We start from the raw sequence: 24,366 nt of genomic DNA, 5'->3' as shown, positions 1-24,366 counted from the left end.
AGATGTTATCAATCCAAGAACTCTCCTATTCTTTTGCGGAAGCCAAGCCAATTTTTCAAGGACTTACAATGAATGTGAAGCGAGGAGAATTTGTCTCTGTTATTGGTGCGAGCGGTTCAGGAAAAAGCACCCTTTTTAAATTGATTACTGGTTTACTTGAACCAGATCAGGGGGACATCCTGCTTGATGGTCTAAAGACTAAAAAGAGATTAGGCAGCGTTGGCTACATGCCGCAAAAAGATCTGCTGTTACCATGGAGAACCGTTTTAGAAAATGTATTATTACCACTAGAGGTTACCAACGAGCGCAAGCAAGCGAGATTACCAGAAATAAAAGAGTGGTTATCGCGATTTGGATTAGCAGATTATGAACGTACATATCCAAATGAGCTCTCGGGAGGAATGAAGCAGCGTGTAGCTTTTTTAAGAACCTTGATGTCAGGAAAAGAGCTTCTCTTATTAGATGAACCGTTTGGTGCTCTTGACTCCCTCACAAAACGGAATATGCATAAATGGCTATTAGGGCTGTGGGGGGAGTTACAAAAGACGGTTTTGTTTATTACACATGATCTCGAGGAAGCGATTCTTTTGAGCGACAGAGTTTATGTGCTCCAAGATGCTGGAATCAAAGAACTGAAAGTCCATCTGCCGCGACCAAGGAGTTCTCAACTAATCTATCAATCTGATTTTATATCAATGAGAAAAGAATTGGAGTGGCTGATTCACCATGAAAGTTAGAATGAAAAAATGGACGGAAGAGTATGGTTTGTTTTTCCTGGTCGTCCTCCTTCTTGTCAGTGGATGGGAATGGATCGTCAGGAAAGGAATAGTTCCGGCATTTATTTTGCCTGCACCATCAGCGATTTGGGCAGCATTGCGTGAAAACCAGCAGTTGTTGTTTGGAGAGCATTTACCCGCAACTTTAAAGGAAGTTCTGATTGGTTTTGGACTGTCTGTGATCGGTGGTTTACTATTGGGCGTTGCTATGCATTTTTCGAGGTCAATCGAAAAAGTCCTTTTCCCGTTTCTGGTCATCTCCCAAACGGTGCCGCTAATAGCTATTTCACCGATTTTTATCATGTGGTTTGGGTATTCGATTTGGAGTAAAATTGCCGTGACCATTCTAACTGCCTTCTTTCCCATTGTCGTTAGTACGTATGATGGGCTGAAAACAGGTGGAAATGAATATCGTGATTTACTGTTAACCATGGGCGCCAACCGCTGGACGATTTTTAAAAAAATTCAGTTACCCATGGCATTACCGGCGATTTTTTCAGGATTGAAGATGTCTGTGGTTTATTGCGTGGTCGGTGCGACAATTGGGGAATGGCTGGGTGCCAGTGAAGGTTTAGGTTATTTCAGTCGGAGAATGTCCGGTAATTTAAAGGCTGATGCCGTGTTCGCATCGATTTTCCTATTATCCATGCTGGGTATCGTGTTATTTTTACTAATTGGTTTATTGGAAAAACAGGTAATAAAAAATAAAAATCGTTTCAACTAGAGAGGAAGTACTTTCTGATGAAAAAAAGTGTATTAGTGATTGTAAGTCTGGTGTTACTTTTATTAAGTGCTTGCGGGAAAGAGAGTCCAGAAAAAGCTTCTGGCGGAAAAGGAAAGCTTCAAAAAGTAAGTTTAATGCTCGATTGGTATCCAAATGCAGTGCATTCCTTTCTGTTTGTAGCGGAGGAGAAGGGGTACTTTAAAGACCAGGGCTTAGATGTGGATATCCAAATGCCAGCAGATACAAATGATCCACTTAAACTTGTGGCTGCTAATCAAATCGACATGGCCATGAGCTATCAACCACAGGTACTCGTGGCTCGTGGAGAAGATATCCCGGTCCAATCGTTTGCTGCAATTGTACGTCATCCACTAAATCAATTAATGGTTCCTGCCGATGGTCCAATTCAATCACCTAAGGATTTAGCAGGTAAAACAATTGGCTATCCATCGATTCCATTGGATGAGGCAATTGTTCAAACCATGGTGAAAGCGGACGGCGGCGATGCCGAGAAAATAAAAATGGTCGATGTTGGCTGGGATCTCATCCCTTCAATGGCCATGAAAAAAAACGATGCCTTGATTGGCGGCTATATTAACCATGAGAAGTTGTTGCTCGAAAAAGAGGGACATCCGATGCGGACATTAAACCCCGCGGACTTTGGCGTACCTGATTATTATGAATTAGTGATGGTCGCAAGTGAAAAGGGATTAAAAGAAAAACCAGAAGTGTATAAAAAGTTCATGGCAGCAATTACAAAAGGTCAAAAATACGTTCAGGATCATGCCGAAGAGGGTCTGTCGGTATTAATGAATCATGAAGATAAAACATCCCCATTAGAGAAGGACGTCGAAACAAAAAGCTTAGAAATCCTTCTCCCATTAATGGACGCCAAAGAAAAACCATTCGGCTACCAAGACCCACAAACATGGGAGAAAACAGCCCAATGGCTAAAAGACAACAAAGTCATAAAAGAAAACATTAAAGCCGAAGATGCATTTACTAATTTTTAATTGGTGTCAGGCACCACAAAAAGACAAAACGAGCATAATGTCCACCTACGGTGGACATTATTTTTATAGTGAGACCGCAATGTATCTTCGGATAGGCAAAAGACCGATGCTTTATTATCAGCGGTCTATTTTTTTAGATCAATAAAACAGGTCTGGTAATAAGGTTCATGAGATAAGCAGGGATCCGCGGGTTGGGTTTTCTTTTTTTATTTAGGAAGGTAATGATGGTGTTTGCCTTTTTGATACCTACACCATGCCCGTAGTATTGGTCATCGGCCATAAAGATTACATTTTCAGCACGCCAATGTGACTCATTCGGGTTTACATCTGGATTATTGAAATGTACAATGTCACCTGGAATGAATTCTTCCCCATATTTTTGAGTGAGTTTTAGGTTGTTATCAAATTGCCAATCCATTAAGTAGAGCCCGTTAAAGAGTTGATCAAACCTTCTGCTGCCAATCGTATAAAGCGTCGCCAGATATAGGACAATCGCGATGCCTGTTGAACAATCAAAGGCATATAGGGAACCATTTTTTAATATGTCAAGAATGGCGTCTGTGGGTCTTACATTTGGTTTAAGGAGAAAACCGCCATTGCTTAAACGATTCCAATACTTTCTATTGCAAAAGGCATACGCAAAGGTCGTAAACTGTACCTTGCTATTATTCAGATCACGAGCAGCCTTTAGTGTCTTTGTTCGGAACAGCAGTTCAAATTTCAATTGACTTACAGATTGATACTGAAAAATTTCATTAGATTTCACCATTTTAGTAAGGATGTCTTTCTGTTCCTTCGTTTTAAGGTCATCACTGAGATCATCCAAATGAATCGTTTGCTGACCTATTTTAATCATCCACCCACCTGCTTCCCTTAATCAACAACTCCTTCTAAAATATGAAACGACTACACTAATATTTACAACAATCACAGCAAAATTCCGGGTTTAATCCACATGTCCGTCACAGAAGCACAAATGTCCACTTGTGGTGCCTGACACCAAACAAAAGACACCAAACAAATGACATCAAAACAAATGACGCCAAGCATTCCCAAACAAACAACACAAAAAAAGGCACCATACTAATGGCACCAAAACAAATGCTTGCAAAGATATGACGTTTATCGTTAGCTTTTTTGCAAAACAGGGTTGCTTTTTTTCATGGAATTTACATACATCAGGAAGAAAACGACCGCGCTTAGGAATCTTAAGATCGATACGATATCCATGGATTTATGGATGCCGGTTACTTCAAGTAGCCAAATGCCGATTTGTGGGGAAAGGAAGGCTATGAAAGATAACAAGACATTATAGGTTGTGATGCAATACGTTCTTTTTTCCTTTGGAGACTTCTCCAGCAACAGGTTGAACAACAGCAGCATCGTACCTGAAACAAAGATCCCTGAGGTCGTCTGAACGATAGTTAGATAGACTAGATTAGTAGACAAAACCGTCATAAATGGTGCAGCAGCCATGCCGACTGCAACCCACACAAGCATTAACGTATTCGATTTTCTTTCTGCCCATCGTTTCCAAAGTGGAAAAGTAAAGATTTGTGCTAATTGATTTGCCACGGAAAAAATACTAATCCAAAGAATGGTTGCATGCGCATATTTAACATGATAGATATTAAACAATCCCCATGCCATCTGCCATGAAAAGTTAAAGCATAAGGCAGTGACTAAAAACCACTTGTATCCATTATCCTTAAAAATCGTCCAATCCATTGACGATTTCTTTTCCTGCTTATCCGCCTTTGGCTGAGCCGTTTCTTTGTGCCGCATTAAGAAAAACACTTCTAATAAACCAAATAGAAACGCCAGGACAAATAATATCTGATAGGCGACAGAATTGTCAGTTTGGTTCTTCATAATGATTCCGATAATCAAAGTTGTAATCATCCCAACAATCGTAAGAAGCCGATTTCGGTCACTGAAAAACTCCCCTCTGCGCTCTTCTTTGATCATTCCGCTAATGAGGGTTTGCCAGCCGATATTTGAAATCGTCCCGGGCACATTCATTAAAGCCACAATGATTAAAAAAGCCCAAGCTTGAAAGGACGAGTTAACAAAAAGCACGCCAACTAAAGGTAAAAACAAAACTCTGGCCCATAAAACAGACATAGCGACGGTTTCCTTTTGCTTTTCTATACGATTCAACATGATCGCCGCTGGAATCGTCATGAGTAATGCAATCAACGGTGGCAGGGAGTTAATCAACCCCACCTGATAGTTACTTGCGCCTAGAATAGAAATGGCGAAGATTGGAAAAAAATTACTTGCTAGGTTCACAGCGATGGTCGACACCATCCCATGATAGATGCTTACTTTTTCGTTGTATGTACGCATGTGTCTTCACCATCTTTATTAAATTTCTATAGATATTATACATCAGAAAACCTGAAATTTTTCAAACTATATATTAACATAACTTTTTGTTAAATATGTCCTTTGACAAATAAGAAGTAAATCCATGTTTAATGAGTGGTTAAGGATAAAAAAGGCGGTGATTTATTTACAAATACTTACAAAAAGAATATTAAATTCCTTGAATGCATTTGCATTATGAAGTACCTTCTGTTATAGTTAGAGAGAATTATTTTTGTCTGTCGGTAAGGAATAAAAGGCGTAACTGCTTTTTGTCTGGAAGATTTGAGCAAGGATAGTAATTTATTGTGTGCAAAGCACACAGCAGGAGGATACACAAATGGAACAAGGTAAAGTTAAATGGTTTAATGCAGAAAAAGGTTTTGGATTCATCGAGCGCGAAGCTGGAGACGACGTATTCGTACATTTCTCTGCTATCCAAGGCGAAGGTTTCAAATCTTTAGACGAAGGTCAATCAGTTACATTTGAAGTAGAACAAGGTCAACGTGGACCACAAGCTACTAACGTTCGTAAAGCATAATATAAACCACATAAATGTGAACGGAAAAGGCTCTCTTGCAGAGCCTTTTTTATTTTTCATAAAAAGAATAGAGGGGAGGAGCGAAAAGGCTCTTTTCCCTTTTTTATTGTAATACTTTAAAATATAATGAAAATACATATATAACGGAAGGAAGTGGCAGGATGATCATCCAGCGTCCTCAATTGGAACAATCAGAATTAACAAAGTATATTCCACCAAAAGGTGATTATGAAACATTTCGTGATATGGACCACTATAAGGAGAAGTTGAAGGAATGGGGATTATCCTCAGCGCGGGAAGCGAAAAAGGAGTTCTGGTATAAAGACCGAAACTATCAGCGCTCGGTGACGATTAAAGGTTACGAAACCTATGGGAGTGCAATGGACATTAACACGCTTGTTGTTGAATTTCAAGACGGTAATCTCACCTGCATCCACCCAGCATATTTAAAGGAAATGCAGCAATCGAGTTTCGGTAAAGAAAGCTTATTAACTTTTGATGAAAAAGAAACTGCTGTTCCTGAACTTGAGACAAGCAATAAAGAAGGTTTTGCGGCTGATGAAAATATAATAACAGGGGATTTCCCAGAAGCTCCACCAGTTAAAACGGAATCAGCACCCAAACCGTCAAAAGCTAAGGAACCGAAACCGAAAAAAGTGAAGGCCCCTAAACTGGACCTACCCGTTGATAAAGTCCATTTCACGGCCAGTGTCAAACAGTTCGCGCTCGTATACAATCCGTTTAATGAAGAGAACGATGAAGTAGTAGTCCTCGAAAATGTTCAGATTGTCCAAGAGGAGAATCCGCTTGAAATCGGCCTAGCTTGGTGCAGCCATAGTAAGACACTCAAAAAGTTTGAACTGGCGATAGGGGATTCACTTGAATTTGATGGAAAAGTAGCGGCCAAGAAACTTGGAAAAGGAAAAGATGTGGAGGAAGAATTCTTAGTAGATGTTCCTGTCTTGTACAAAATCAATAATCCATCAAAAATCGTCAAGAAATAAGGATCTCTTTCAAAGAGGTCCTATTTTTTATATTCAACGCTAGCTTATTTGGAAGCTCAAGAAATTCCTTTTGGAAGGGATGATTTATGTGATCGAAACAGTACGATGTTATATAAAGGTGATTCAGAAACCTGATTATATTGATGTAAAAATTATTTTTGAATGATTGAGGACACACAATCGGGTAATATTCTCTCCTGTAGATTACTAGAGAGAGTTGGAATGAAATTGGATAAAACATTTTTGCGGTTTGGGGCGGAGCAGGCCATTTATTACATATAATCATGCAAAGCTCAAAAGTGAAAGTAGTTCACAATAATCCAAGTGGACTTGGCAGAGCGATTGCTTACTGAATAATGGTACGCTGGATAAGTAAATTCAGCTTTTTTTTCGATAAAATGGAGGAATATTAAACCAATATAGAGTATAATGAAGTTTCGGATTTTTTATTTATTGGCTGTGTTAAAGGTTATTGTTGATATGTTTGCAATGTTGATTGGTGCGTAGGCCCGAGACTCCTGCGGGAGTACGGGGCTGGGGAGACACCCCGCAGGCGCTAAGCGCGGAGGAGGCTCCCCGGGCCGCCCGCGAAAAGCGAAGCGCCTGGAGCGCAAATCAACTTGCAAATATAACACAGCCTATTTCTCAAGGAGAACCTATTATGAAGCAAACCTCTACCATAAAGGAAAAAACGAAGCAAATATGTATCTTGTTAATTCCCATCTTGATTACACAGCTTGGCATGTTTTCGATGGTGTTTTTCAATACAATTATGTCAGGGAAGTACGACTCAACCTCCTTAGCCGGTGTCGCTATTGGCTCCTCGATTTGGAGTCCAATCTTTACAGGCATCAGCGGAATTCTTCTTGCGGTTTCACCAATTGCCGCGCAACGCTTTGGTGAAAAAAAGAGCAATGAGGTGGCATCAGTCGTAAAGCATGGAATCTATCTCTCCATCTTGATTGCGCTGGTGGTTATCCTGCTTGGGATCTTTTTGTTAGACCCCATTTTAGATAAAATGAACATGGATTCAGGAGTACAAAAAACTGCTTTTCATTATTTAATAGGTTTAAGTTATGGAATTCTACCGTTATTTATTTTTAATGTGTTAAGATCATTTATTTATGCACTCGGTAAAACAAGGGTTATTATGATTATCATGTTATTGTCGTTGCCTGCTAATTTCTTTTTGAACTATGTGCTCATTTTTGGAAACTTGGGTTTTCCTGAACTTGGCGGTGCAGGAGCTGGGTATGCAACATCGATAACCTATTGGGGAATTATGGCGATGACAGTGTTTATCGTCAGAACTCAAGAGCCTTTTTCATCGTACCTTGTGTTCTCTAATTTCAAAGAATTTTCGTGGGATAAATGTAAGGAAATATTAAAGATTGGTGTGCCAATGGGGCTTTCCACATTCTTTGAAACAAGTATGTTTGCGGTGGTTACGATTCTATTAAGTAAATTTAATGTTACTACGATTGCAGCCTATCAATCGGCTTTAAATATTGTTTCCTTTTTGTACATGATCCCAATTAGTATTTCTACGGCACAAACGGTCCTTGTCGGGTATGAGGTAGGGGCTCGGCGTTATAAAGATGCAAAACAATACAGCTGGTTAGGAATTTATCTGGCAATCTTGATTGCCGTTGTGACGGGATTATTCGTCGTGATTTTTCGCTATCAAGTGGCTGGTTTTTATTCGAATGAAGCGGATGTTATTAATCTAACTGCCAACTTTTTAATCTTTGCGCTGTTTTTCCAAATTTGTGATGCTATTCAGGCGACGGCGCAAGCAGCCTTAAGAGGGTATAAGGATGTTAACCTTGCGTTTGTCATGACCTTAATCGCCTATTGGCTCATCTGCCTTCCAGCCGGATATCTCTTAGCCCATTACACGAATTTAGGAGCAAGAGGCTACTGGCTTGGCCTAACCATCGGCCTGCTCGCCGCAGGAATAGCCCTCTCCATCAGACTCATCTACATCCAAAAACGGAAATTCGTCAGTAGAGCTGTGATGTAGTGGATTGGTGTCAGGCACCATGAAAAGACAGTTTTGGATTTTTGTCCGTGTGGAGTGGACATTTATGGTAACTATCTGGTTAATAAATATAGTCAAGATCAACCAAATACACCAAAGACAAAAGGACTGGCCGCTTCAAACGGTCAGTCCTTTCGTGTATTATTTAAACTCCTATGTGATGGTATAAACAGCATCACCTTTTTTTACTTTTTCCTTTACGCTTTATGATTAGTTGCTTAACAACAAAAATGCCTCCGATCAGCACAAACAAATTTAATGAATCTCCAAGGTTAATAGTCAAATTAAAAGTGTTATTAACCCTGACATCATTTTTATTGTTATTTGAACCGGGTTGGTTATTAATTTCCCTTAATTCACACTCAAAATAGCACCCCCACAATAAATAAGGTATACTCCTATTCACAAAAAATTCCAACTTTACATGGGGGAAACGTTGATAATCTATTAATCATCTACAAAAATAATGACGCCATCCAATTAAGAATGACGCCTGTAGAAGTATTAATATAGTTTTTTTAGGTTAAATAATTTAGAGAATAACGTTTGATTTTTATCCGTAATCTTTAATTCTTCCATAATTAATTTTTCTTGATTGGTAGTAATCCAATTTTGTAATTCTTGTTTATCTTTACAAAGCGTATGATATGTTTCTCCACCTTTACCAAGTGCGTTTACAACATATCTACAAGTGTTCGCCATAATTTCCACCTTTAAAAATAAATTAGTTTCCTATAAGGATTATATCAGGCATAAAAAAATAGTCCATCATTATTTTTCATCAAAATCATCTAATTTGTTACAAACAAAAAAGACACCAAAATGGAAGATTAGTGTCTCATCTGTCTTAAAAGGAAGTTAAACGCTTTCAACATGCTTTGGTTTAAATGTCATCCGCCATGCTTTTTTATGGATTGTAACCGACATCCAGAACAACATGATTGCAATCACTGGGTGGGCGGCTGCAGCCCATGGTAAAACAGGGGTAATATTGGCGGTAAAATACATCACGAAAATAAGGCCGAAAAGTCCAAGACTTTGCCAAATGGCCCAGCGCGGCAATTTCCCTACTAAAGACACCACCAGCATTAAAATAGGAATAACTTCAAAAAAATGCACAAATCCTTCATGGAATGCCCAATTGCTTGGATTCACAAATACAGCTAAGCCCGCCAAAAACACCTGTCCAACAATACAACAAACCAGCAGGCTGCTTAATAAAGCAAAACTGATCCTGCAGAGACGAAATCTTTGTGTTTCATCTTTTTTCCTCATTTATTATTTACCCCTTTCCATTCAACATTTTCAGTTTAACAAGATTTCCTTAGTGGCAATATGAACCAAAGGCGTAAATTGACCTCAGTCTGTGGTCTTATCTCTAAGGATGAAAAAGCTGAATTAAATTGGAATACGAGGAAATCCCACATTGGGGCGAAGAAATAAACAAAAGCTGTCAGGTTATTCCGACAGCTTTTTGTTTCCATTTTATTTGATGTTGAATTTCTTAGGTATGTTTACTTCACCCCGCCAGGGCCTACACGACGACTAACTGTAACGGTCTTCGCAGTGTCAGTCTCTGAAGTACTTGTAAACGTCAGATTCGTTGGAACTGGCTGAGGGGCAGCTTTACTTGCTGCAGGGATTTTTACGAAAACAGGAACAGTTACGGTTTTACCTGCTTCTACCTCAATCACATTATTCTGAAGCCTTAATTCCCAACCTGCGTCTGTTTTGGCGTTCAAGCGTATAAGATCTGTCGCATTTCCAGTGTTGGTCACATTGAAATTATAGACAGCGATTCTCCCAGGTGCTGCTTGTTCTACTGTACTAATCGCAGCTGCAACTCCTCGTTCAAACGAACCAGCACCATCCATATTCCTTACAGCTACTCTGTAAGAGAGCGCGCCTTGTTTGTCATACTTCTTTCCTAAAATATAGAAGTGAAGTCGGTTTGCTTCATCCTTGTACTCACTAACGACACCATCACCAGTTCCTGCTTTAAAAAGAGAGTCTGCTAGCTGTTGAAAATCACCGACAGACATCATTGCTGTTGTTCCGTCAGGCCGTTTAAAATCTACTTGATTTATATCCTCTTTATGTGAATCAACTACCCAGATATTTGGGGCGGACTCGGCGTTCTTTGTTTTGGCTAATAGAACACCAGAATCAGGGACAAAGGAGTCATATCCTACCCGGTCAACTACCTCGACTGTGTAATTATTGTACCATTTTGCACCACGCTGCATATCAGCTCGCCAATCGTCGTTCAAGGAGTTTACTGGTGTTAGATCCTCCATGCTAATGTTAATACCGTGGATGGCAGAACGGCCAAATTCACTGCCTGCTGGTACCTCGCGGGCGAGGATGTCAGTGAATACTGGGCCTGTAGTTGCTAATTCGTCGCGGTTTAGACTAAGATACTGATCCTCAGAAAGAAAGCCCTGTTTGATTTTATTACGCAGCATATGATGGGATGGGGCAGATGCACCTAATGGTGATGGAACCATCCATCGGGTGTGCGGACCACCAGGACCATTAAAGCTTCCGCGGCTCATTAGTTCCCAAGGTCCTGAATAAGACCTAGAAACAGGAATGCCATACGGATTATTGTAATTATCTCCGAGAGTCATAATATGGCCGAATTCGTGAGCAAACGTCCCCATTCCATCATTTTCACCTTGGATGGAGGTGCCGCCACCGGCGCTTGACCAAATGCTCTTGGCTGCGTACCAAGATGTCCATGGGACATAGCGGGTTTTGGCTGAATTAGGCATACCTGTAACATTTGGACCAAAGGGAGCGGTTACGGATTCCGGATTTTGAAACTTCATTTCGCCTAGTTCTTGCCAGACACCTGATTCATCATAACCGGCATGGATGACAAATCTGAAGTCAAACGTTTCACCGGATGCAGCGATATCGGCAGACGCTTTTTGAAGAGCTTCATTCCTTAGATTTCTCGCCTGAGATCCCGGAGGCATATTTACTTGTTGTCCGAACTCATTCATTCCATATTCGTATTCTTTCCCATCCATTTTGTATGGACCGAACGCTTTGAGCTCAATCTTCCATTTTCCGAAAGAATTCTCTCGCCAATACTCATTTACGGTACGATAGTTGTTCAATGCTGAAGGTTTATTGAGGAAGTCTTCCCAAAACTTTGGTATCTGATCGCGTGGAATATTCCCAGTGCCAATCGGGTTCCCGGCAATTTCTGATCCCTCTGGCTGGCTTAAAATGAACTCTCTGTCTTGGAAGTCGACAATAATTAAGGCACCCTTAATAACTCTTTCCGGCTTAATATCTGATGTCTGCCAATCAATTCCTGGATCGGGGCGGTAATCACTCCATGACATATCACGAGGGAGGACCCAGGATTCAGAATCAACAGATTGAGGAAACTCTAGTAAACCGGGTTTTTCTGCATAAGCGGTTGTTGTAACTGTTAAAAATAATAAACCTACCAAAAAGATGAGAGACCTTTTAACTTGCCTCAAAAAATCAACCTCCTCAATTGTATTTATGTACAGGAAAATAATAGCATTTTCTGATTATTTCGAATATATAAATAAATATAATGTAAAAAAGAGGAATTTTGTCATGGGAGTTTGGCTTTAATTTAATAGATTCATAGGATAATTAGTTTAGGAGACCGAAGGGAATTTGACCTATAAAACACACCTAATTTTAATAGTAACTTTATTAATGTTTTTCTTTTGATTTCTTAAATGGTCAAGTTTATATTAAAGAGCAACAACATAAAGTAACTCTAACAAAAGAAAATTTATTGCCCCCGTATCTTTTCATCCATCTTAAACGTTTAAAGGGCAGAGAGTGCAAAAGGAGTGAAATCAATGTCACACAAGCTTAGTCATGATAGCTTAGAAAGTATAGAGCACGAAATGAGGATTGGGGAGGATTTTTGGATTCAAAATTATCCAAAACTTCGACGATATTGTCACTTTCTTACCAGCAGTAGATGGGATGGGGACGATATTGCCCAGGAGACCTATATAAAGGCGTTAAAATATGAGAATCAACACCAGAGAATGACAACGGCATTGCTAAATAAGATTGCCTATAATCATTGGGTCGATATGCTTCGTAAAAGAAAAAATGAAACAGTTGAGGCCGATCCCGAAATAGCCATGCATACACATATGACTCCACTGGATGGAACATGGGAATCGGTTGAGTTACTGCTTAAAAACTTTACACCCAACCAAGCGATCATCTTTTTGTTAAAAGAAGGTTTTCAATATCAGCTGAAGGAAATCGCAACGATATTGGATTCTACAGAAATGGCTGTGAAGTCCAATCTTCATCGCGCGAAAAAGCGACTGGAAAAAGCTAATGAAGAGAGGGCGCTTCATTCAGTGGAATTGTTTTGGAATGAGGAAGAAAAGGAGCAGCTATCAGACCTGTTTTATGATGCATTGAAAAATCAAGATCCAACCTTCCTCATTCAATCACTTCCTTCACTATCATGTATGAGCAGCGTTTCTAAAGTCGTTTCGGGTAAATTGCGTACCAAGCCAACTTTCTCTCCTTCAAGCACTCTCTGTATGGCTGCATAGCCAAATTGCTTTCAAGGAGGGATTGGAATGAGTACCATTCCATATGTAATCGAACAATCTAATCGGGGAGAACGTTCCTACGATATCTATTCCCGTTTGTTAAAGGACCGAATTATTATCATTGGAGAAGAAATTAACGAGCATACGGCCAATAGTGTCGTCGCCCAATTATTATTTTTAGCAGCAGACGGACCGGATAAAGAAATTTCGCTTTATATAAATAGCCCTGGAGGGTTGACGACAGCTGGTTTTGCCATTTTCGACACCATGCAATACATTCAGCCCGACGTTAGGACGATCTGCACAGGAATGGCAGCCTCATTCGGGGCGATGCTACTTCTGGCTGGGAAAAAGGGAAAACGTTACGCGTTGCCAAATAGTGAAATTATGATTCACCAGCCATTAGGAGGGGCGAAAGGGCAGGCAACAGAAATCGAAATTTCTGCACGAAGAATCTTAAAATTAAGAGAGCACATCAATCAAATTATTTCTGAACGGACAGGACAGCCGCTTGAAAAGGTCGCAAAAGATACGGACCGGGATTTCTTTATGAGTGCCGAGGAAGCGAAAGAATATGGGATCATTGACGAGATCCTTTATCCAAAAAATTGAATCGTTAGAAAACAAATGCGACGCATAGAATGTGTCGTATTTGTTCTTATTGAGAAAAAAAGGAGGGAGGCAGGCCGAAGGACATCTTACCGATCCCTAAGACTAATTTGTCCATCGGAACCCAGCCGAAGGACATTTTACAGATATTCAAAGAAATTTTGTCTATTGGAACCCAGCCGAAGGCCATTTTACAGACACTAAAGGAAATTTTGTCTATCGGAGTCCAGTCGAAGGATATTTTACAAATACTAAAGGAAATTTTGTCCATCGGAACCCGGCTGAAGGGCAATAACTTCGAAAAAGTTTTACTGGCATTAAACCTGTTAATAGTTTAATATATTTCCAATATAAGGAGCAAAGGGGGAAATTTTGTGGAAATAAAAATAGATGATTTAACTGGACCAGAAGTAGCAGAATTGATTGGGGAGCATCTTCACAATATGACCCGAAATTCACCGCCAGAAAGTATTCATGCACTAAATCTAGATCAATTACAGAGACCAGAGATTACCTTCTGGAGTGCATGGGAAGGAAAGGATTTACTTGGGTGTGGGGCATTGAAAGAACTTGATGGCCAACATGGAGAAATCAAATCGATGCGAACTTCTGCCTTCCATCTAAGAAAAGGTGTGGCATCACAGATTCTTCAACACATTATTGACGTAGCCAAACAGCGTGGTTATCACAGGCTAAGTTTGGAAACGGGATCGATGGATGCTTTTGAGCCAGCAAGAAGACTATACATAAGCTTCGGGTTCGACTATTGTCAGCCATTTTCAGATTATATTGAGGACTCCAATAGCGTATTTATGACAATGGAATTATAAATTTGTTTGGGAGGAATGGTCGATGGAACACGAATTAAAAGAGGTCATTAAAAAATGTGACCTTGCAATCAAACAGGAAGATTTTGATACACTGATGAATTACTATACAGATGATGCCATCTTGGTTGTCAAGCCTGGAAGGATAGCTCGAGGAAAAGAGGAAATCAAAAAAGCATTCATTGCTATTGCAAACTATTTCAATAACAGCGTGGTTCCCACACAGGGGGAAATGGTTATTTTAGAAACTGGAGATACCGCGTTAGTTATTTCTCAAACCCTTCTTACAGCCGATAAAAAGGATTCTGAATATTCTATGGATAGAAAAGCCACATATGTATTTAAGAAAAACTCACAGGGAGAATGGCTATGTGCTATCGATAACTCCTATGGTACGGAATTAATCAATAATTAGAATACAAAAAAGGAGTTGGTTACCTACCATGTCGGTAATCAACTCCTTTTTCATCGGACCCCAGCAAACGGTCGATCCATCTTCCACGTTATTTTCAATGATGGTGTAGGCAGCATTCGTAATCTCTTGTGATAGGGTCTTTCTTGATGCATGGACAAAAAACAATTGTCGTTAACTGTTTACAAAGCCTTACTTTAAATGAGAATGTTAGAGATAAAAAAGAGGTGAATTATTACCTCGAAATTGTCCTTTATATTCTTACTTTTCTCTGTGTGGGTACATTTGGTGCCATTGCTCCCAGGTGCCGTGAGGATGATGATGATGCCATTGGTGCCAAGGTACCCAAGGATGTTGTTGTTGCCATTGATGATGAGTACCGTGAGGATATTGGTGATGCCACTGCTGCCAAGGCATATAAGGGTGCTGTTGATGCCACTGCTGCCATGTACCATGAGGATGCTGGTGATGCCATTGTTCCCAAGGTACAAAGGAGGATTGTGGTTGACCATGACCGTGAGTCATTAAATTCACCTACTTTATCATTAATTCTGTATAGCTTATGCAATTATTGATTTGATGGGTATCTCTCTTGTGAATTTAGGCAGGACTAACGGTAATTTCCGCAATAGGGGAAAAGAAACGCAAACAAAAAAGACCGTACAAATTAGATCACATCTAACATGTACGGTCTTTTTATTGGTTAACGCTTTTTCTTCTTGGTATTATCAACAACAAATTTACTTTTCTTAACAACTTCTACGGTTACTAGAACATGAACATTTAGTTCATCTACATTCTTAACACTTGATACCGTTGCCTTGCGACCTTTAATTTTTAACTCTTCACCTTCGGTTGGCACTCGGTTAAGCAGCTGAGTTAATAAAACGTTATTATTTTCAATAAAATGAACAGCAAACATGTCGATCTCACCTATTTCCTGTGGTATGTGAATCATCAAATACTCATATAAAATATATGAGTGAACGATAGCCCCAATTACTGATAATAAAAAATTTTGAAAAGGGACGATGGAGGTGAGGCAGGAGAATTATTCTAGTATTTACTACTAATATATAATTATGGTAATAATAGGTTATAGGGGAGGAAAAGGTCTGGAAATAATGGATGCAGGGATTGGATCACTATTTTTCTTTTTTCAACCTGTCGTTGGTACATTTTTAGGGTGGTTTTTATTAAATGGAGAGATCGATGCTACATGCGTTGGAGTGCTATTATAAAGGTTGAGTTTCTCCAATTAGTGGGACGATAGTAAATGAGAGTTATTTGAAGTTCAAAAAAAGATAGATAAAGTTAATGGCCACTTTACCTATCATTCTCTCTTTTTTCTATTCATTGTAGCTTATTTTTAGAAATTAGCAATTCACACTAGTGGTTTATCTATTAAAGTAGTAAATAAAAGCTCATGTACATGACCATCGTCCAATGTAGTGGTTCCTTTAATTAAATGGATATGTTTTCCATCGCCAACAGGAATGGCAGGTCCTGTTGTTATGGCAACTTCATGATGATGATCTAAAAAATCAGTATTAACTAATATCGAATGAATATGACTATTCCCTTTTGGAATAACTTCACTCGTCACACCAGCGAAACGATGATTGTGCCTATCATCATCCTCTTCTGCTAACTTCGTACTTGCTGTAAATTCGTGAACATGTGTTTGTACAGTTTGTTCATTCTCAGTATTAGTTTGTTGGTTTCGAGTATTTTTTTTCAAAAGATAAAATACCTCCTTTTAAATCGACTCATTAAAGAATCTATTCATCATGAAACTTACTTATGTGAATTAATAATATTTTTATTGTATTTAAAAAGGGGGAAAGAGAATGTCACTATCGTTGATTTTTGATATGGATGGAACATTATTTCAAACAAACAAAATATTAGAAATATCGCTTAAACATACGTTTGATCACTTAAGAATGCTGAATTTATGGGAAAAAGAAACACCGATTGAAAAATACCGTGAAATTATGGGTGTACCCTTACCTGTAGTGTGGGAAACCTTGTTACCGGACTACACAAATATCGTAAGAGAACAAGCGAATGATTTTTTTCATGAGAAATTAATTACTAATATTAACGAGGGTAATGGTGCACTATATCCGCATGTGGTGACAGTTTTCAATTTGTTGAAAAATAATGGTTGTTCTATTTTTATAGCAAGTAACGGACAAATCGAATATTTACAAGCAATCGTAAGACATTATCACTTAGATCGATGGGTTACAGAGACATTTAGTATCCAACAAATACAATCTCAAAATAAAGCTGACTTAGTCCAAACCATCATTAAAAAGTACACGATTGAAAAAGGTGCCGTTATTGGTGACCGATTATCAGATATTAATGCAGCCAAAAGCAATGGATTAATGGCCATCGGCTGCAATTTTGACTTTGCCCAAGAAGACGAATTGGCTAAGCGGATATAAAAATTGATAGTTTGCTAGAACTAAGAATGATTTTAGAGAAGGTTACTTGCAAAGCTTAATCTAATTTAGGTTAATGAAAAGATAGTTTAAGTAATAAACTGACAGGAGGAAATAAATATGAGCGGGATTGTAAAAACACCTGAACCACCTTATTACGCTGTTATTTTTGCTTCAGAGAGAACGAAAGGTGACAAAGGGTACGGAATAATGGCGGACAAAATGGTCGAGTTGGCAGCACAGCAAAAAGGATTCTTAGGTGTGGAAAGTGCCCGAGATGACCAGTTGGGAATTACAGTTTCATATTGGGATTCTGTTGAATCCATCAAAGTGTGGAAGGAAAATTCTGCCCATAAAGTGGCCCAAGAAAAGGGGAAAGCTGAATGGTACAAAAATTTTTCTCTGAGAGTATGCCGTGTGGAGAGACATAGTTTTTTTGAAATGTAGTAAGTGATACGGTTTTCTTAACATGTTGTTTGTTCTGCAAATTTCTGAAGAATCGGTGTGGTAAATTTGGTAAAAAACAAGAAATATATCTATTTTGCTATTATTCCCTTTTTGTTGTCTATGGCGATGAAATTCCCATTCCCGCATGAAATCCCTTATGGAGAACCAATGGTTGAGGTGTTTGAAATACCTGTAAGTACAATCAATGGAATCAATTTTATAGGAGTGATCTCGTTATTTCTTCTGATAGTAAGTTTATATTTGCTTGTGAAAGGGTTGAATAAATTTCATTTTCGGTTTGTAGTGGTGGCAACGGTAGTTTACACATTCACTCCACCTTTTGTAGCCACTTCATATCAAAAGACGTTGGCATCTGGTATCTATGCCATTTCTTATGACTCAGTTCATAGTAAATGCAGTTTTGAAAAAATGAATGAAACCACATTGCATGGGATGTGTGAACTTCCATTTGAAAACTACAGCAAAAAGGATGTCCAGTTCAATATAGAATTTTATAAACAGTATGCTTTCGAAGACGATACACCACGGCTATCTCTGATGAATAACGATGCCCCTTATAAGGTTAGGTTAAGAGGAAATGAGAGTAAGCGTATAAAAATTGAAACAAATATCGATGTCTCAAAGATGGAAAATCAAATTGATTCCGGAGAAGCATCAGAGGTTCATTTGATCATTAAGGCTGGAAAAAGAAGTAGGAAATTATAGTTCTCTTTTAAGTCAGAATGGAGGATATTCAGACACTACAAACAGCAAAATACCAAAGATAGTCCGAATAGGTGGCCTATTCGGACACGACAGGCAGGAAATGGCTGAGGGTTGTCCGAATGCAGGTGTCATTCGGACACAACAAGCAGAAAATGGCCAAGGGTTGCCCGAATGCAGGTGCCGTTCGGACACGACAAGCAGGAAATGGCTGAGTGTTGTCTGAATGGAGTGGTTATTCGGACAGCAACAAGCAGGAAATCGCTAAATGCTGTCCGAATGGAGGGGGTGTTCGGACACGACAGGCAGGAAATGGCTGAGGGTTGTCCGAATGTAGTAGGTATTCGGACACGACAGGCATGAATTCGCCAAATTCTGTCCGAATACAGATGCTATTCGGACGCAGCAACCTAAAATTTCCCAATTCCTGTCCGAAACCGACCCTCAATAATTCATAGCTACTCAACCTAAATACCTACATATACCTCAAATGCTGATCCCCAAAAAAGCCCTTCAAAATATAGTCCCCATCCGGGACATTTAGTCTTTTAAATCCTAACAAAAACTCTTTATTGTCATAAGGTACTTCTCTAAAAGCAACGGAAACTTCTCCCTTATCACCAATGGTTAGGATGGCATAGCTGGCCAAGGGATGATAGTTGCAGCCTAAGGAACTTGGATTGAGATATAGGCGCTCTTTCGATTTAAAGTGGTGGATGACGTGATGGTGTCCAAAACAGACGATATCTGCAGTAGATGTTCGGTAATGCTCATCGAGTTTCGCCTCAGTTGGTTCTTTATCCAATGGGATAAACACATGTTGGTCACTCAAATGGTAATGGACAAACAACAAATGTTTATCATTGTACACAGCCTCTAAAGTGACCGGAATCTCAGCTAAAAACGGAATGTACTCCCTATCAAGGTGAGCGGTAATCCATTGATGATGCAATTTCTCCTTACCTCTGCTATAAGGTTCCCTACCTGCAATGATATCCAAAATAGCTTCATCGTGGTTTCCCATGACAAAAGAAATATCTGGACGTGAACTTAACAGCTGTAGAACCTTATTCGTTTGATACCCAATCCCGACCAAATCCCCCAAACAATAAATATGTTCTGCAAAAGTATCCTTGTCGATATCATCAAAAACTGCCTTTAATGCTGAATAATTACCGTGAATATCCGTGATGATTGCGATTTTATGTTCCATTTTCAATTCTCCGTTTTTCTCATAGTTTAACTACTTGTAATCAATTAAATACAAATAATTGAATATGGAATCTAAGGAGTTTTTACTGTCTTTCTCATCCCGACTTTAAAAATCCATCTAAGAAGCGGTGGAACGGCAAAGTAAATAAAAAAGAGGCGGAAGAGCTGATAGCTGGTCACCATCGATAAATCAGCATGGACGGCATGAGCAAGAATACCCATTTGGTCCATTCCCCCAGGAGCCAAGGCTAAAAAACTGGTCGAATGGTTAATATGATAGAATGCAACGAGCAGCATGCTTAACCCGATCGAGACCAAAATCATGACCATCCCACTTATAAGCGCAAGTGTAATAATTTTTGTTTTATGCTCGAGTTTCTCTGGTTTTAATAGCAACCCAATATACCCGCCAATCATAAATTGAGAGGCATCCAGTAAAGTGGGAGGTAAGGCCGGCCCATGCAATCCCATCAAATTGAATACCGCTGTTCCTACGATTGGCCCTAATAAATAGGGCGTAGGAAAGTTAAGTTTTCTAGCCAGTAGGGCACAAGCCACACAAATAATAACAAACCAAATGACCGTTGGAAAAAGTGGGCTAGGGGAGACAACACCACTAGTAACCAAGCCAGAAGCTGTGTGGGAAGTATTGTTAAAAAGTGGTCCGACAATAAGAAAGGGAACAAAGAAAATAATCATAATCAATCTTGCAACTTGTAGAAAGGTCACCGTTGTAATATTAATTCCTTTTAATTCTTCGGCAAATATAATCATTTGTGAAAGCCCGCCTGGAATACTGCCAATTAAGACCGTAGGATAATCGACCCCGGACAGTTTGGATACGACATATGCTATTCCAGCGCAAAAACAAACGAGCAAAACCGTCATCAGCAACATCGAAGGCAGTTTCGCCACGATTTCCATGAGTGCTTCTTTTGTGAACGAGAGGCCGATGGAATATCCAACGATCACTAAACCTATATCTCGAATCCTGCTCGGCCAATAGTACTGAACCTTTCCGAATCTCGAGCCAATCAAAACCGCGGCCATGGGTCCAAGCAGCCAAGGAATCGGTGAATGAAGGAGCGTGAACATAAAACCACCGATAAAGGCGGTTATCAATGTGACACTAAATCGAATCCTTTTATCGTCAATAGCTATTTGAATCAAAGCAAACCCTTCTGTCTATAATAAATTAGTTAATCAATCCCGTCCCTGAAGGAGGGATACTCGAAATTTATGTAATTCAGCATTCATAACACCCTCAATAACGGCGGGGTCTTTTTCCATAATCACTTGAGCAGCATCCAAAGATTCAGATCTAAAAACACAAATCCCAAGGGCTCCATCTAAACGAGGACCAGCCAGGATTAGTTTTTCTTCGGCTAATAGTCCCTTTAAATAATCAAAATGCTTCGCCATGATGGAGCTTTCCTCATCGGTCATGGTCCCAATAAAATTAGCCCGAACCGGTTTAATTAAATAAACAAACTCTTCCATTAAAAAACCCCCGATATTTATTCATTCCCAAATTATTTTAACATGGCGTGGAAATTTTATCTAAACTTAACAATTACATGAAGTAATTTAGGGTTGATATAGACATAATATAGGTGGAAATAGCTTATCAACTATTTTCTTCAAAAATTTAAAAAAGGAGAGTAATATATGAAAGCACCATTTATTTTAGGACTCGGTATTACCTTCTTCTTATTGGTCCCACTTGGAATTTATACGAATATCTTCCCGTTCTGCGCGATTGGGTTAACTGGTGCCGGGTTATCGTTTATATTATTTAGCTTAAAAGTAAAAAAAGACTGGAAGGGCTTCAAACGCGTCCAAGAATTACCCTATATCGGCTCTTCAATTATCTGGGTTAACCGCTTAGGGATTCTCGGGATGGGTGCTTTAGCCTTATACAGTGCATCTGCTTTTTGGGCGGATTCACCTGCGTACATTAAAAAGAATTACGTGAAAATAGAAGGAATTCCTTCGAAAATTGTTTATGAGAAACCTTCAACAAAGGGTGTAATACAAGGTACAATTACGGTCATCATCAATAACAAACGATTAAGTATTGCTCCAAATCCACGTTATCCAATCAAAAAAAATGTGGAAGGCCGTCATTTCCTAATTAACTACCTGCCAAATACCGAATGGGTCATGGAATATAAAATCGAATGAAATAAAAAACTAGGAATCTCACCGCTGAGTTTCCTAGTTTTTTCTGAGCATTAATTAATTTACTTGTGTCCGGTGGCTGACTTCCTGACGCCGCTCAACGATAATTAATCCGCCCATTAATCCAAGCATTGAAAAAAGGACAGGAATCATAAAACCATAATGATAGCCCACACTGCTCTCAGATGCGTGGAAATAGTCTAATACTTTTCCAAAAATGCCTGGTAAAAGGACAGCACTTAAAAATCCGCCCATATTGGCAAAACCAGAAACCACTCCGACTTCTTTGAGATCAAATGATTTTCTTACAATCGCAAATGTTAACGAGCATGCTCCATTACCAAAGCCAATAATAAAGAAAAGAATCGTCATTAGATAGAAGGGAGGCTTTCCATCAAATAATAAAAAGGATGCCCAACAAAGAACCACAATGGAGTGGACGACAACATACGGACGTTTGAGTGAGTCTATTCGACTGGTAACCCAACTTGTTAAAGGCGCTCCAATAAGGGCCCCGAAAAGCCCAACCATAATCAGCTGACTAGCATCAGAACGAGACAATCCGTATACATGCATTCCATAAGGAACGGCCCAAGAACCAATAAAGCCTACATACGTACCAACAACACCAAAGTGACAAAAGAATGTGGCCCAAGCTTGACGGGTGGAAAATATCCGCCGTAACAAAACCAGCGTTTTTTCACGTGGTTTTTTTGGTTTGTTAGCACCTGTACTTTTCCAGGACATTTTCTTTGGTTTTTGTACAAGGACAAAATAAAGGAGGACGCTGCATAGCACTAACAGGATTCCTGTGGTAAAAAAAGGTGCGCGCCAACCAGAAATCGTAATCCAAGCCGAAAGAGGGACCGTCGCCAACAAAAAGCCAAAACTTCCTGCCATACCGGCCACGCCTAGTAATCCAACAAATTCTTTCACTTTAAACCATTGACTGAGGATCAAGACTAAATTAACCCAGATGGCCGAATCACCCATACCAACCATTAATCTTGCAAAGAGGAACACCACTTCATTTGATGCGAGACTATAAATTAATGTACCTAAACCTGTAAGCAGCGCACCAATAACGAGAAAAAAATTAGGGCCAAACCGATCGGACAAAATCCCGACCGGAATTTGTAAACCGGCATATGCAAAGAATTGAATACTTGCCAGTAATCCAATGGTTGAAGCTGTAATGTTAAAGTCTTTCATTAATTGGTCGGAAATTAATCCCGGCGCCGTTCTTTGACTGACAATTAATAAATATGTTAACAACACTGACACAAAAACAACCCATCTATAATTGCAATTTTGTTTTTCCAATGATCTCTACTCCTGTTTGCTATAATTTCCTTATTATACAATATTAATTTACATTTTTGTCTTTTGAGGTACTGACTTTGTTTAATGCTGCAATTAAATTGAAAAAAATGAATATATCGATTCAAAATCCCTCTAATACTATTGCACTAATCCTTAAATGGGAAAGGCTTATTTTAACATGAAAATGATGTTATTCCATATACTTAGTTTAAACCATTATTAAAGGGGGAATTGGTTCATGAATCAACAAACCTTAATATTGGATTTAGATGACACCTTAATACACTGTAATAAATATTTTGTAGAATCTAGAAACCGATTTGCAAATGTGATGAAGAAATGGTTTAAATCACTAACCAAACAAGAGATTCTCGAAATGCAATCAGATATTGATATAAAAGGTGTTGAAAAAAACGGCTTGCATTCTTCCTTATATACGCAATCGTTAGTGGCAACTTATCGCTATTTTTGCGAAAGATTGGGAAGAAAAATGAAGAGTTCTGAATTATATGAAGTTGAAAAAATTGGTCAAAGCGTTTTCCGAAGAAAGGTGAAACCATTTCCATATATGTACGAAATCCTTGATGCCTTACAAGCAGACGGTCATCAATTATGTTTATTTACAGGAGGAGATGAAGCAAACCAGTGGAGAAAAATTAATCAATTAAGATTAACGGATTATTTCGAGGACAAAATCTATATTTTTGAGCATAAACACACAGATGCACTGCAGCAAGTATTAAACGAAATAAACACAGATACAAAGAATACCTGGATGATTGGCAATTCACTCAAAACCGATATTAAGCCAGCGATTGAACTGGGTATCAATGCGATCCATATCCCAGCAGAGATTGAGTGGAGTTACAATATTGTTGATATCGAGATCGAACCGAGGGGAACGTATGCTCAATTAAAATCACTTGCCTATTTGTCAGAGTTTATTAGGGAACAAGCATATTATTCCGCAATAAATAAGAGAAGAGATCCTGTCAAAGAAATATTGTCGAAGGAATGGGTTTATATAAATAAACAAGTAAAAGCATAAACGAATCCTGTCCTATTTTGATGAAGAGTGGTTTCTTCCGGGAAACTGCTCTAAATTTGTTTAATTTGTTAATTTGTTAGAATAGTAG

General features: G+C 39.0%; 27 protein-coding genes and 1 pseudogene. 17 read left to right on the top strand and 11 right to left on the bottom strand.

What is annotated here, in order from left to right:
* The first annotated feature begins 2 nt into the window (after nucleotides 1–2).
* From KW850_RS04575 to KW850_RS04565, 3 genes are read left to right on the top strand one after another with little or no spacing between them, the layout of a single operon-like run.
* On the top strand, nucleotides 3–737 hold the full coding sequence (locus tag KW850_RS04575) for an ABC transporter ATP-binding protein (protein WP_218346388.1): 735 nt from the start codon (nucleotides 3–5) through the stop codon (nucleotides 735–737).
* Complete coding sequence (locus KW850_RS04570; RefSeq protein ID WP_218346387.1) at nucleotides 727–1,500, top strand: ABC transporter permease; 774 nt, start codon at nucleotides 727–729, stop codon at nucleotides 1,498–1,500. Before KW850_RS04575 ends, KW850_RS04570 begins: the two co-directional genes overlap by 11 nt.
* Before the next feature lie 17 nt (nucleotides 1,501–1,517).
* Complete coding sequence (locus KW850_RS04565) at nucleotides 1,518–2,513, top strand: ABC transporter substrate-binding protein (protein ID WP_218346386.1); 996 nt, start codon at nucleotides 1,518–1,520, stop codon at nucleotides 2,511–2,513.
* A gap of 133 nt (nucleotides 2,514–2,646) precedes the next feature.
* Here KW850_RS04565 and KW850_RS04560 read toward each other — a convergent pair whose 3' ends face one another.
* Nucleotides 2,647–3,369 (bottom strand): protein-glutamine gamma-glutamyltransferase, encoded by a 723-nt coding sequence (locus tag KW850_RS04560; RefSeq protein WP_218346385.1) that lies wholly within the window; start codon nucleotides 3,367–3,369, stop codon nucleotides 2,647–2,649.
* Nucleotides 3,370–3,641: 272 nt separating this feature from the next.
* A complete protein-coding gene (locus tag KW850_RS04555) occupies nucleotides 3,642–4,862 on the bottom strand; it encodes an MFS transporter (RefSeq protein ID WP_218346384.1) in 1,221 nt (406 codons plus the stop codon).
* 358 nt (nucleotides 4,863–5,220) lie between these two features.
* Between KW850_RS04555 and KW850_RS04550 the strand changes: the two genes are divergently transcribed.
* The 3 genes from KW850_RS04550 (at nucleotide 5,221) to KW850_RS04540 (ending at nucleotide 8,448) form a co-directional block, all read left to right on the top strand.
* A complete protein-coding gene (locus KW850_RS04550) occupies nucleotides 5,221–5,421 on the top strand; it encodes a cold-shock protein (protein ID WP_026567057.1) in 201 nt (66 codons plus the stop codon).
* A gap of 161 nt (nucleotides 5,422–5,582) precedes the next feature.
* Complete coding sequence (locus KW850_RS04545) at nucleotides 5,583–6,425, top strand: hypothetical protein (RefSeq protein ID WP_218346383.1); 843 nt, start codon at nucleotides 5,583–5,585, stop codon at nucleotides 6,423–6,425.
* A 661-nt stretch (nucleotides 6,426–7,086) separates the two neighbouring features.
* Nucleotides 7,087–8,448, top strand: coding sequence for an MATE family efflux transporter (locus KW850_RS04540; protein ID WP_218346382.1), 1,362 nt, complete (start codon nucleotides 7,087–7,089; stop codon nucleotides 8,446–8,448).
* Between the two features lie 522 nt (nucleotides 8,449–8,970).
* On the opposite strand, the gene KW850_RS04535 is transcribed toward KW850_RS04540, so the two are convergent.
* From KW850_RS04535 to KW850_RS04525, 3 genes are all read right to left on the bottom strand, one after another.
* Nucleotides 8,971–9,168 (bottom strand): hypothetical protein, encoded by a 198-nt coding sequence (locus KW850_RS04535; protein WP_218346381.1) that lies wholly within the window; start codon nucleotides 9,166–9,168, stop codon nucleotides 8,971–8,973.
* A 156-nt stretch (nucleotides 9,169–9,324) separates the two neighbouring features.
* Nucleotides 9,325–9,741 carry a DUF6220 domain-containing protein gene (locus tag KW850_RS04530; RefSeq protein ID WP_218346380.1) on the bottom strand — a complete coding sequence of 139 codons (417 nt, stop codon included), beginning with the start codon at nucleotides 9,739–9,741 and terminating at the stop codon, nucleotides 9,325–9,327.
* A gap of 239 nt (nucleotides 9,742–9,980) precedes the next feature.
* Nucleotides 9,981–11,963 carry a M6 family metalloprotease domain-containing protein gene (locus KW850_RS04525; RefSeq protein ID WP_218346379.1) on the bottom strand — a complete coding sequence of 661 codons (1,983 nt, stop codon included), beginning with the start codon at nucleotides 11,961–11,963 and terminating at the stop codon, nucleotides 9,981–9,983.
* Between the two features lie 357 nt (nucleotides 11,964–12,320).
* Between KW850_RS04525 and KW850_RS04520 the strand changes: the two genes are divergently transcribed.
* The 5 genes from KW850_RS04520 to KW850_RS04500 all read left to right on the top strand — a co-directional run bounded on the left by KW850_RS04520 (nucleotide 12,321) and on the right by KW850_RS04500 (nucleotide 15,466).
* Complete coding sequence (locus tag KW850_RS04520) at nucleotides 12,321–13,043, top strand: sigma-70 family RNA polymerase sigma factor (protein WP_218346378.1); 723 nt, start codon at nucleotides 12,321–12,323, stop codon at nucleotides 13,041–13,043.
* Between the two features lie 27 nt (nucleotides 13,044–13,070).
* The gene (clpP, locus tag KW850_RS04515; RefSeq protein WP_218346377.1) at nucleotides 13,071–13,655 is read left to right on the top strand and encodes an ATP-dependent Clp endopeptidase proteolytic subunit ClpP; all 585 of its coding nucleotides are present in this window, start codon (nucleotides 13,071–13,073) and stop codon (nucleotides 13,653–13,655) included.
* A gap of 371 nt (nucleotides 13,656–14,026) precedes the next feature.
* Complete coding sequence (locus tag KW850_RS04510) at nucleotides 14,027–14,482, top strand: GNAT family N-acetyltransferase (protein WP_218346376.1); 456 nt, start codon at nucleotides 14,027–14,029, stop codon at nucleotides 14,480–14,482.
* 22 nt (nucleotides 14,483–14,504) lie between these two features.
* Nucleotides 14,505–14,894, top strand: coding sequence for a YybH family protein (locus KW850_RS04505; RefSeq protein WP_218346375.1), 390 nt, complete (start codon nucleotides 14,505–14,507; stop codon nucleotides 14,892–14,894).
* A 146-nt stretch (nucleotides 14,895–15,040) separates the two neighbouring features.
* Nucleotides 15,041–15,466, top strand: a complete 426-nt coding sequence (locus tag KW850_RS04500) for a hypothetical protein (protein WP_218346374.1) — start codon at nucleotides 15,041–15,043, stop codon at nucleotides 15,464–15,466.
* A 128-nt stretch (nucleotides 15,467–15,594) separates the two neighbouring features.
* Here KW850_RS04500 and KW850_RS04495 read toward each other — a convergent pair whose 3' ends face one another.
* A complete protein-coding gene (locus KW850_RS04495) occupies nucleotides 15,595–15,849 on the bottom strand; it encodes a hypothetical protein (protein WP_308128753.1) in 255 nt (84 codons plus the stop codon).
* A 426-nt stretch (nucleotides 15,850–16,275) separates the two neighbouring features.
* A complete protein-coding gene (locus KW850_RS04490) occupies nucleotides 16,276–16,632 on the bottom strand; it encodes a YmaF family protein (RefSeq protein WP_218346373.1) in 357 nt (118 codons plus the stop codon).
* Nucleotides 16,633–16,741: 109 nt separating this feature from the next.
* On the opposite strand from KW850_RS04490, the pseudogene KW850_RS04485 reads away from it, so the two are divergent.
* The 4 genes and pseudogenes from KW850_RS04485 (at nucleotide 16,742) to KW850_RS04470 (ending at nucleotide 18,877) form a co-directional block, all read left to right on the top strand.
* Nucleotides 16,742–17,406 (top strand): annotated as a pseudogene (locus KW850_RS04485) (HAD hydrolase-like protein).
* A 58-nt stretch (nucleotides 17,407–17,464) separates the two neighbouring features.
* Nucleotides 17,465–17,791, top strand: coding sequence for an antibiotic biosynthesis monooxygenase family protein (locus KW850_RS04480; protein WP_218346372.1), 327 nt, complete (start codon nucleotides 17,465–17,467; stop codon nucleotides 17,789–17,791).
* Nucleotides 17,792–17,857: 66 nt separating this feature from the next.
* A complete protein-coding gene (locus tag KW850_RS04475) occupies nucleotides 17,858–18,517 on the top strand; it encodes a hypothetical protein (protein ID WP_218346371.1) in 660 nt (219 codons plus the stop codon).
* Nucleotides 18,518–18,688: 171 nt separating this feature from the next.
* Complete coding sequence (locus KW850_RS04470) at nucleotides 18,689–18,877, top strand: hypothetical protein (RefSeq protein WP_218346370.1); 189 nt, start codon at nucleotides 18,689–18,691, stop codon at nucleotides 18,875–18,877.
* 112 nt (nucleotides 18,878–18,989) lie between these two features.
* Here KW850_RS04470 and KW850_RS04465 read toward each other — a convergent pair whose 3' ends face one another.
* The 3 genes from KW850_RS04465 to KW850_RS04455 form a co-directional block, all read right to left on the bottom strand.
* Entirely contained in the window at nucleotides 18,990–19,727 is a 738-nt protein-coding gene (locus KW850_RS04465; protein ID WP_218346369.1) for a metallophosphoesterase family protein, read from the bottom strand.
* A gap of 71 nt (nucleotides 19,728–19,798) precedes the next feature.
* Entirely contained in the window at nucleotides 19,799–20,896 is a 1,098-nt protein-coding gene (locus KW850_RS04460; protein ID WP_256358079.1) for an AbrB family transcriptional regulator, read from the bottom strand.
* A 33-nt stretch (nucleotides 20,897–20,929) separates the two neighbouring features.
* Nucleotides 20,930–21,226 (bottom strand): YciI family protein, encoded by a 297-nt coding sequence (locus KW850_RS04455; RefSeq protein ID WP_218346368.1) that lies wholly within the window; start codon nucleotides 21,224–21,226, stop codon nucleotides 20,930–20,932.
* 168 nt (nucleotides 21,227–21,394) lie between these two features.
* On the opposite strand from KW850_RS04455, the gene KW850_RS04450 reads away from it, so the two are divergent.
* Nucleotides 21,395–21,910: a hypothetical protein gene (locus KW850_RS04450; RefSeq protein WP_218346367.1), complete on the top strand. Its 516-nt coding sequence runs from the start codon at nucleotides 21,395–21,397 to the stop codon at nucleotides 21,908–21,910.
* A 54-nt stretch (nucleotides 21,911–21,964) separates the two neighbouring features.
* Here KW850_RS04450 and KW850_RS04445 read toward each other — a convergent pair whose 3' ends face one another.
* Nucleotides 21,965–23,230, bottom strand: a complete 1,266-nt coding sequence (locus tag KW850_RS04445) for an MFS transporter (RefSeq protein WP_218346366.1) — start codon at nucleotides 23,228–23,230, stop codon at nucleotides 21,965–21,967.
* Between the two features lie 238 nt (nucleotides 23,231–23,468).
* Here KW850_RS04445 and KW850_RS04440 point away from each other — a divergent pair, with 238 nt between their 5' ends.
* On the top strand, nucleotides 23,469–24,278 hold the full coding sequence (locus KW850_RS04440) for an HAD family hydrolase (protein WP_218346365.1): 810 nt from the start codon (nucleotides 23,469–23,471) through the stop codon (nucleotides 24,276–24,278).
* Nucleotides 24,279–24,366: the final 88 nt, after the last annotated feature.

This window comes from Bacillus sp. sid0103, from assembly GCF_019219025.1.
This window is presented reverse-complemented; position numbering and strand designations above follow the sequence as displayed.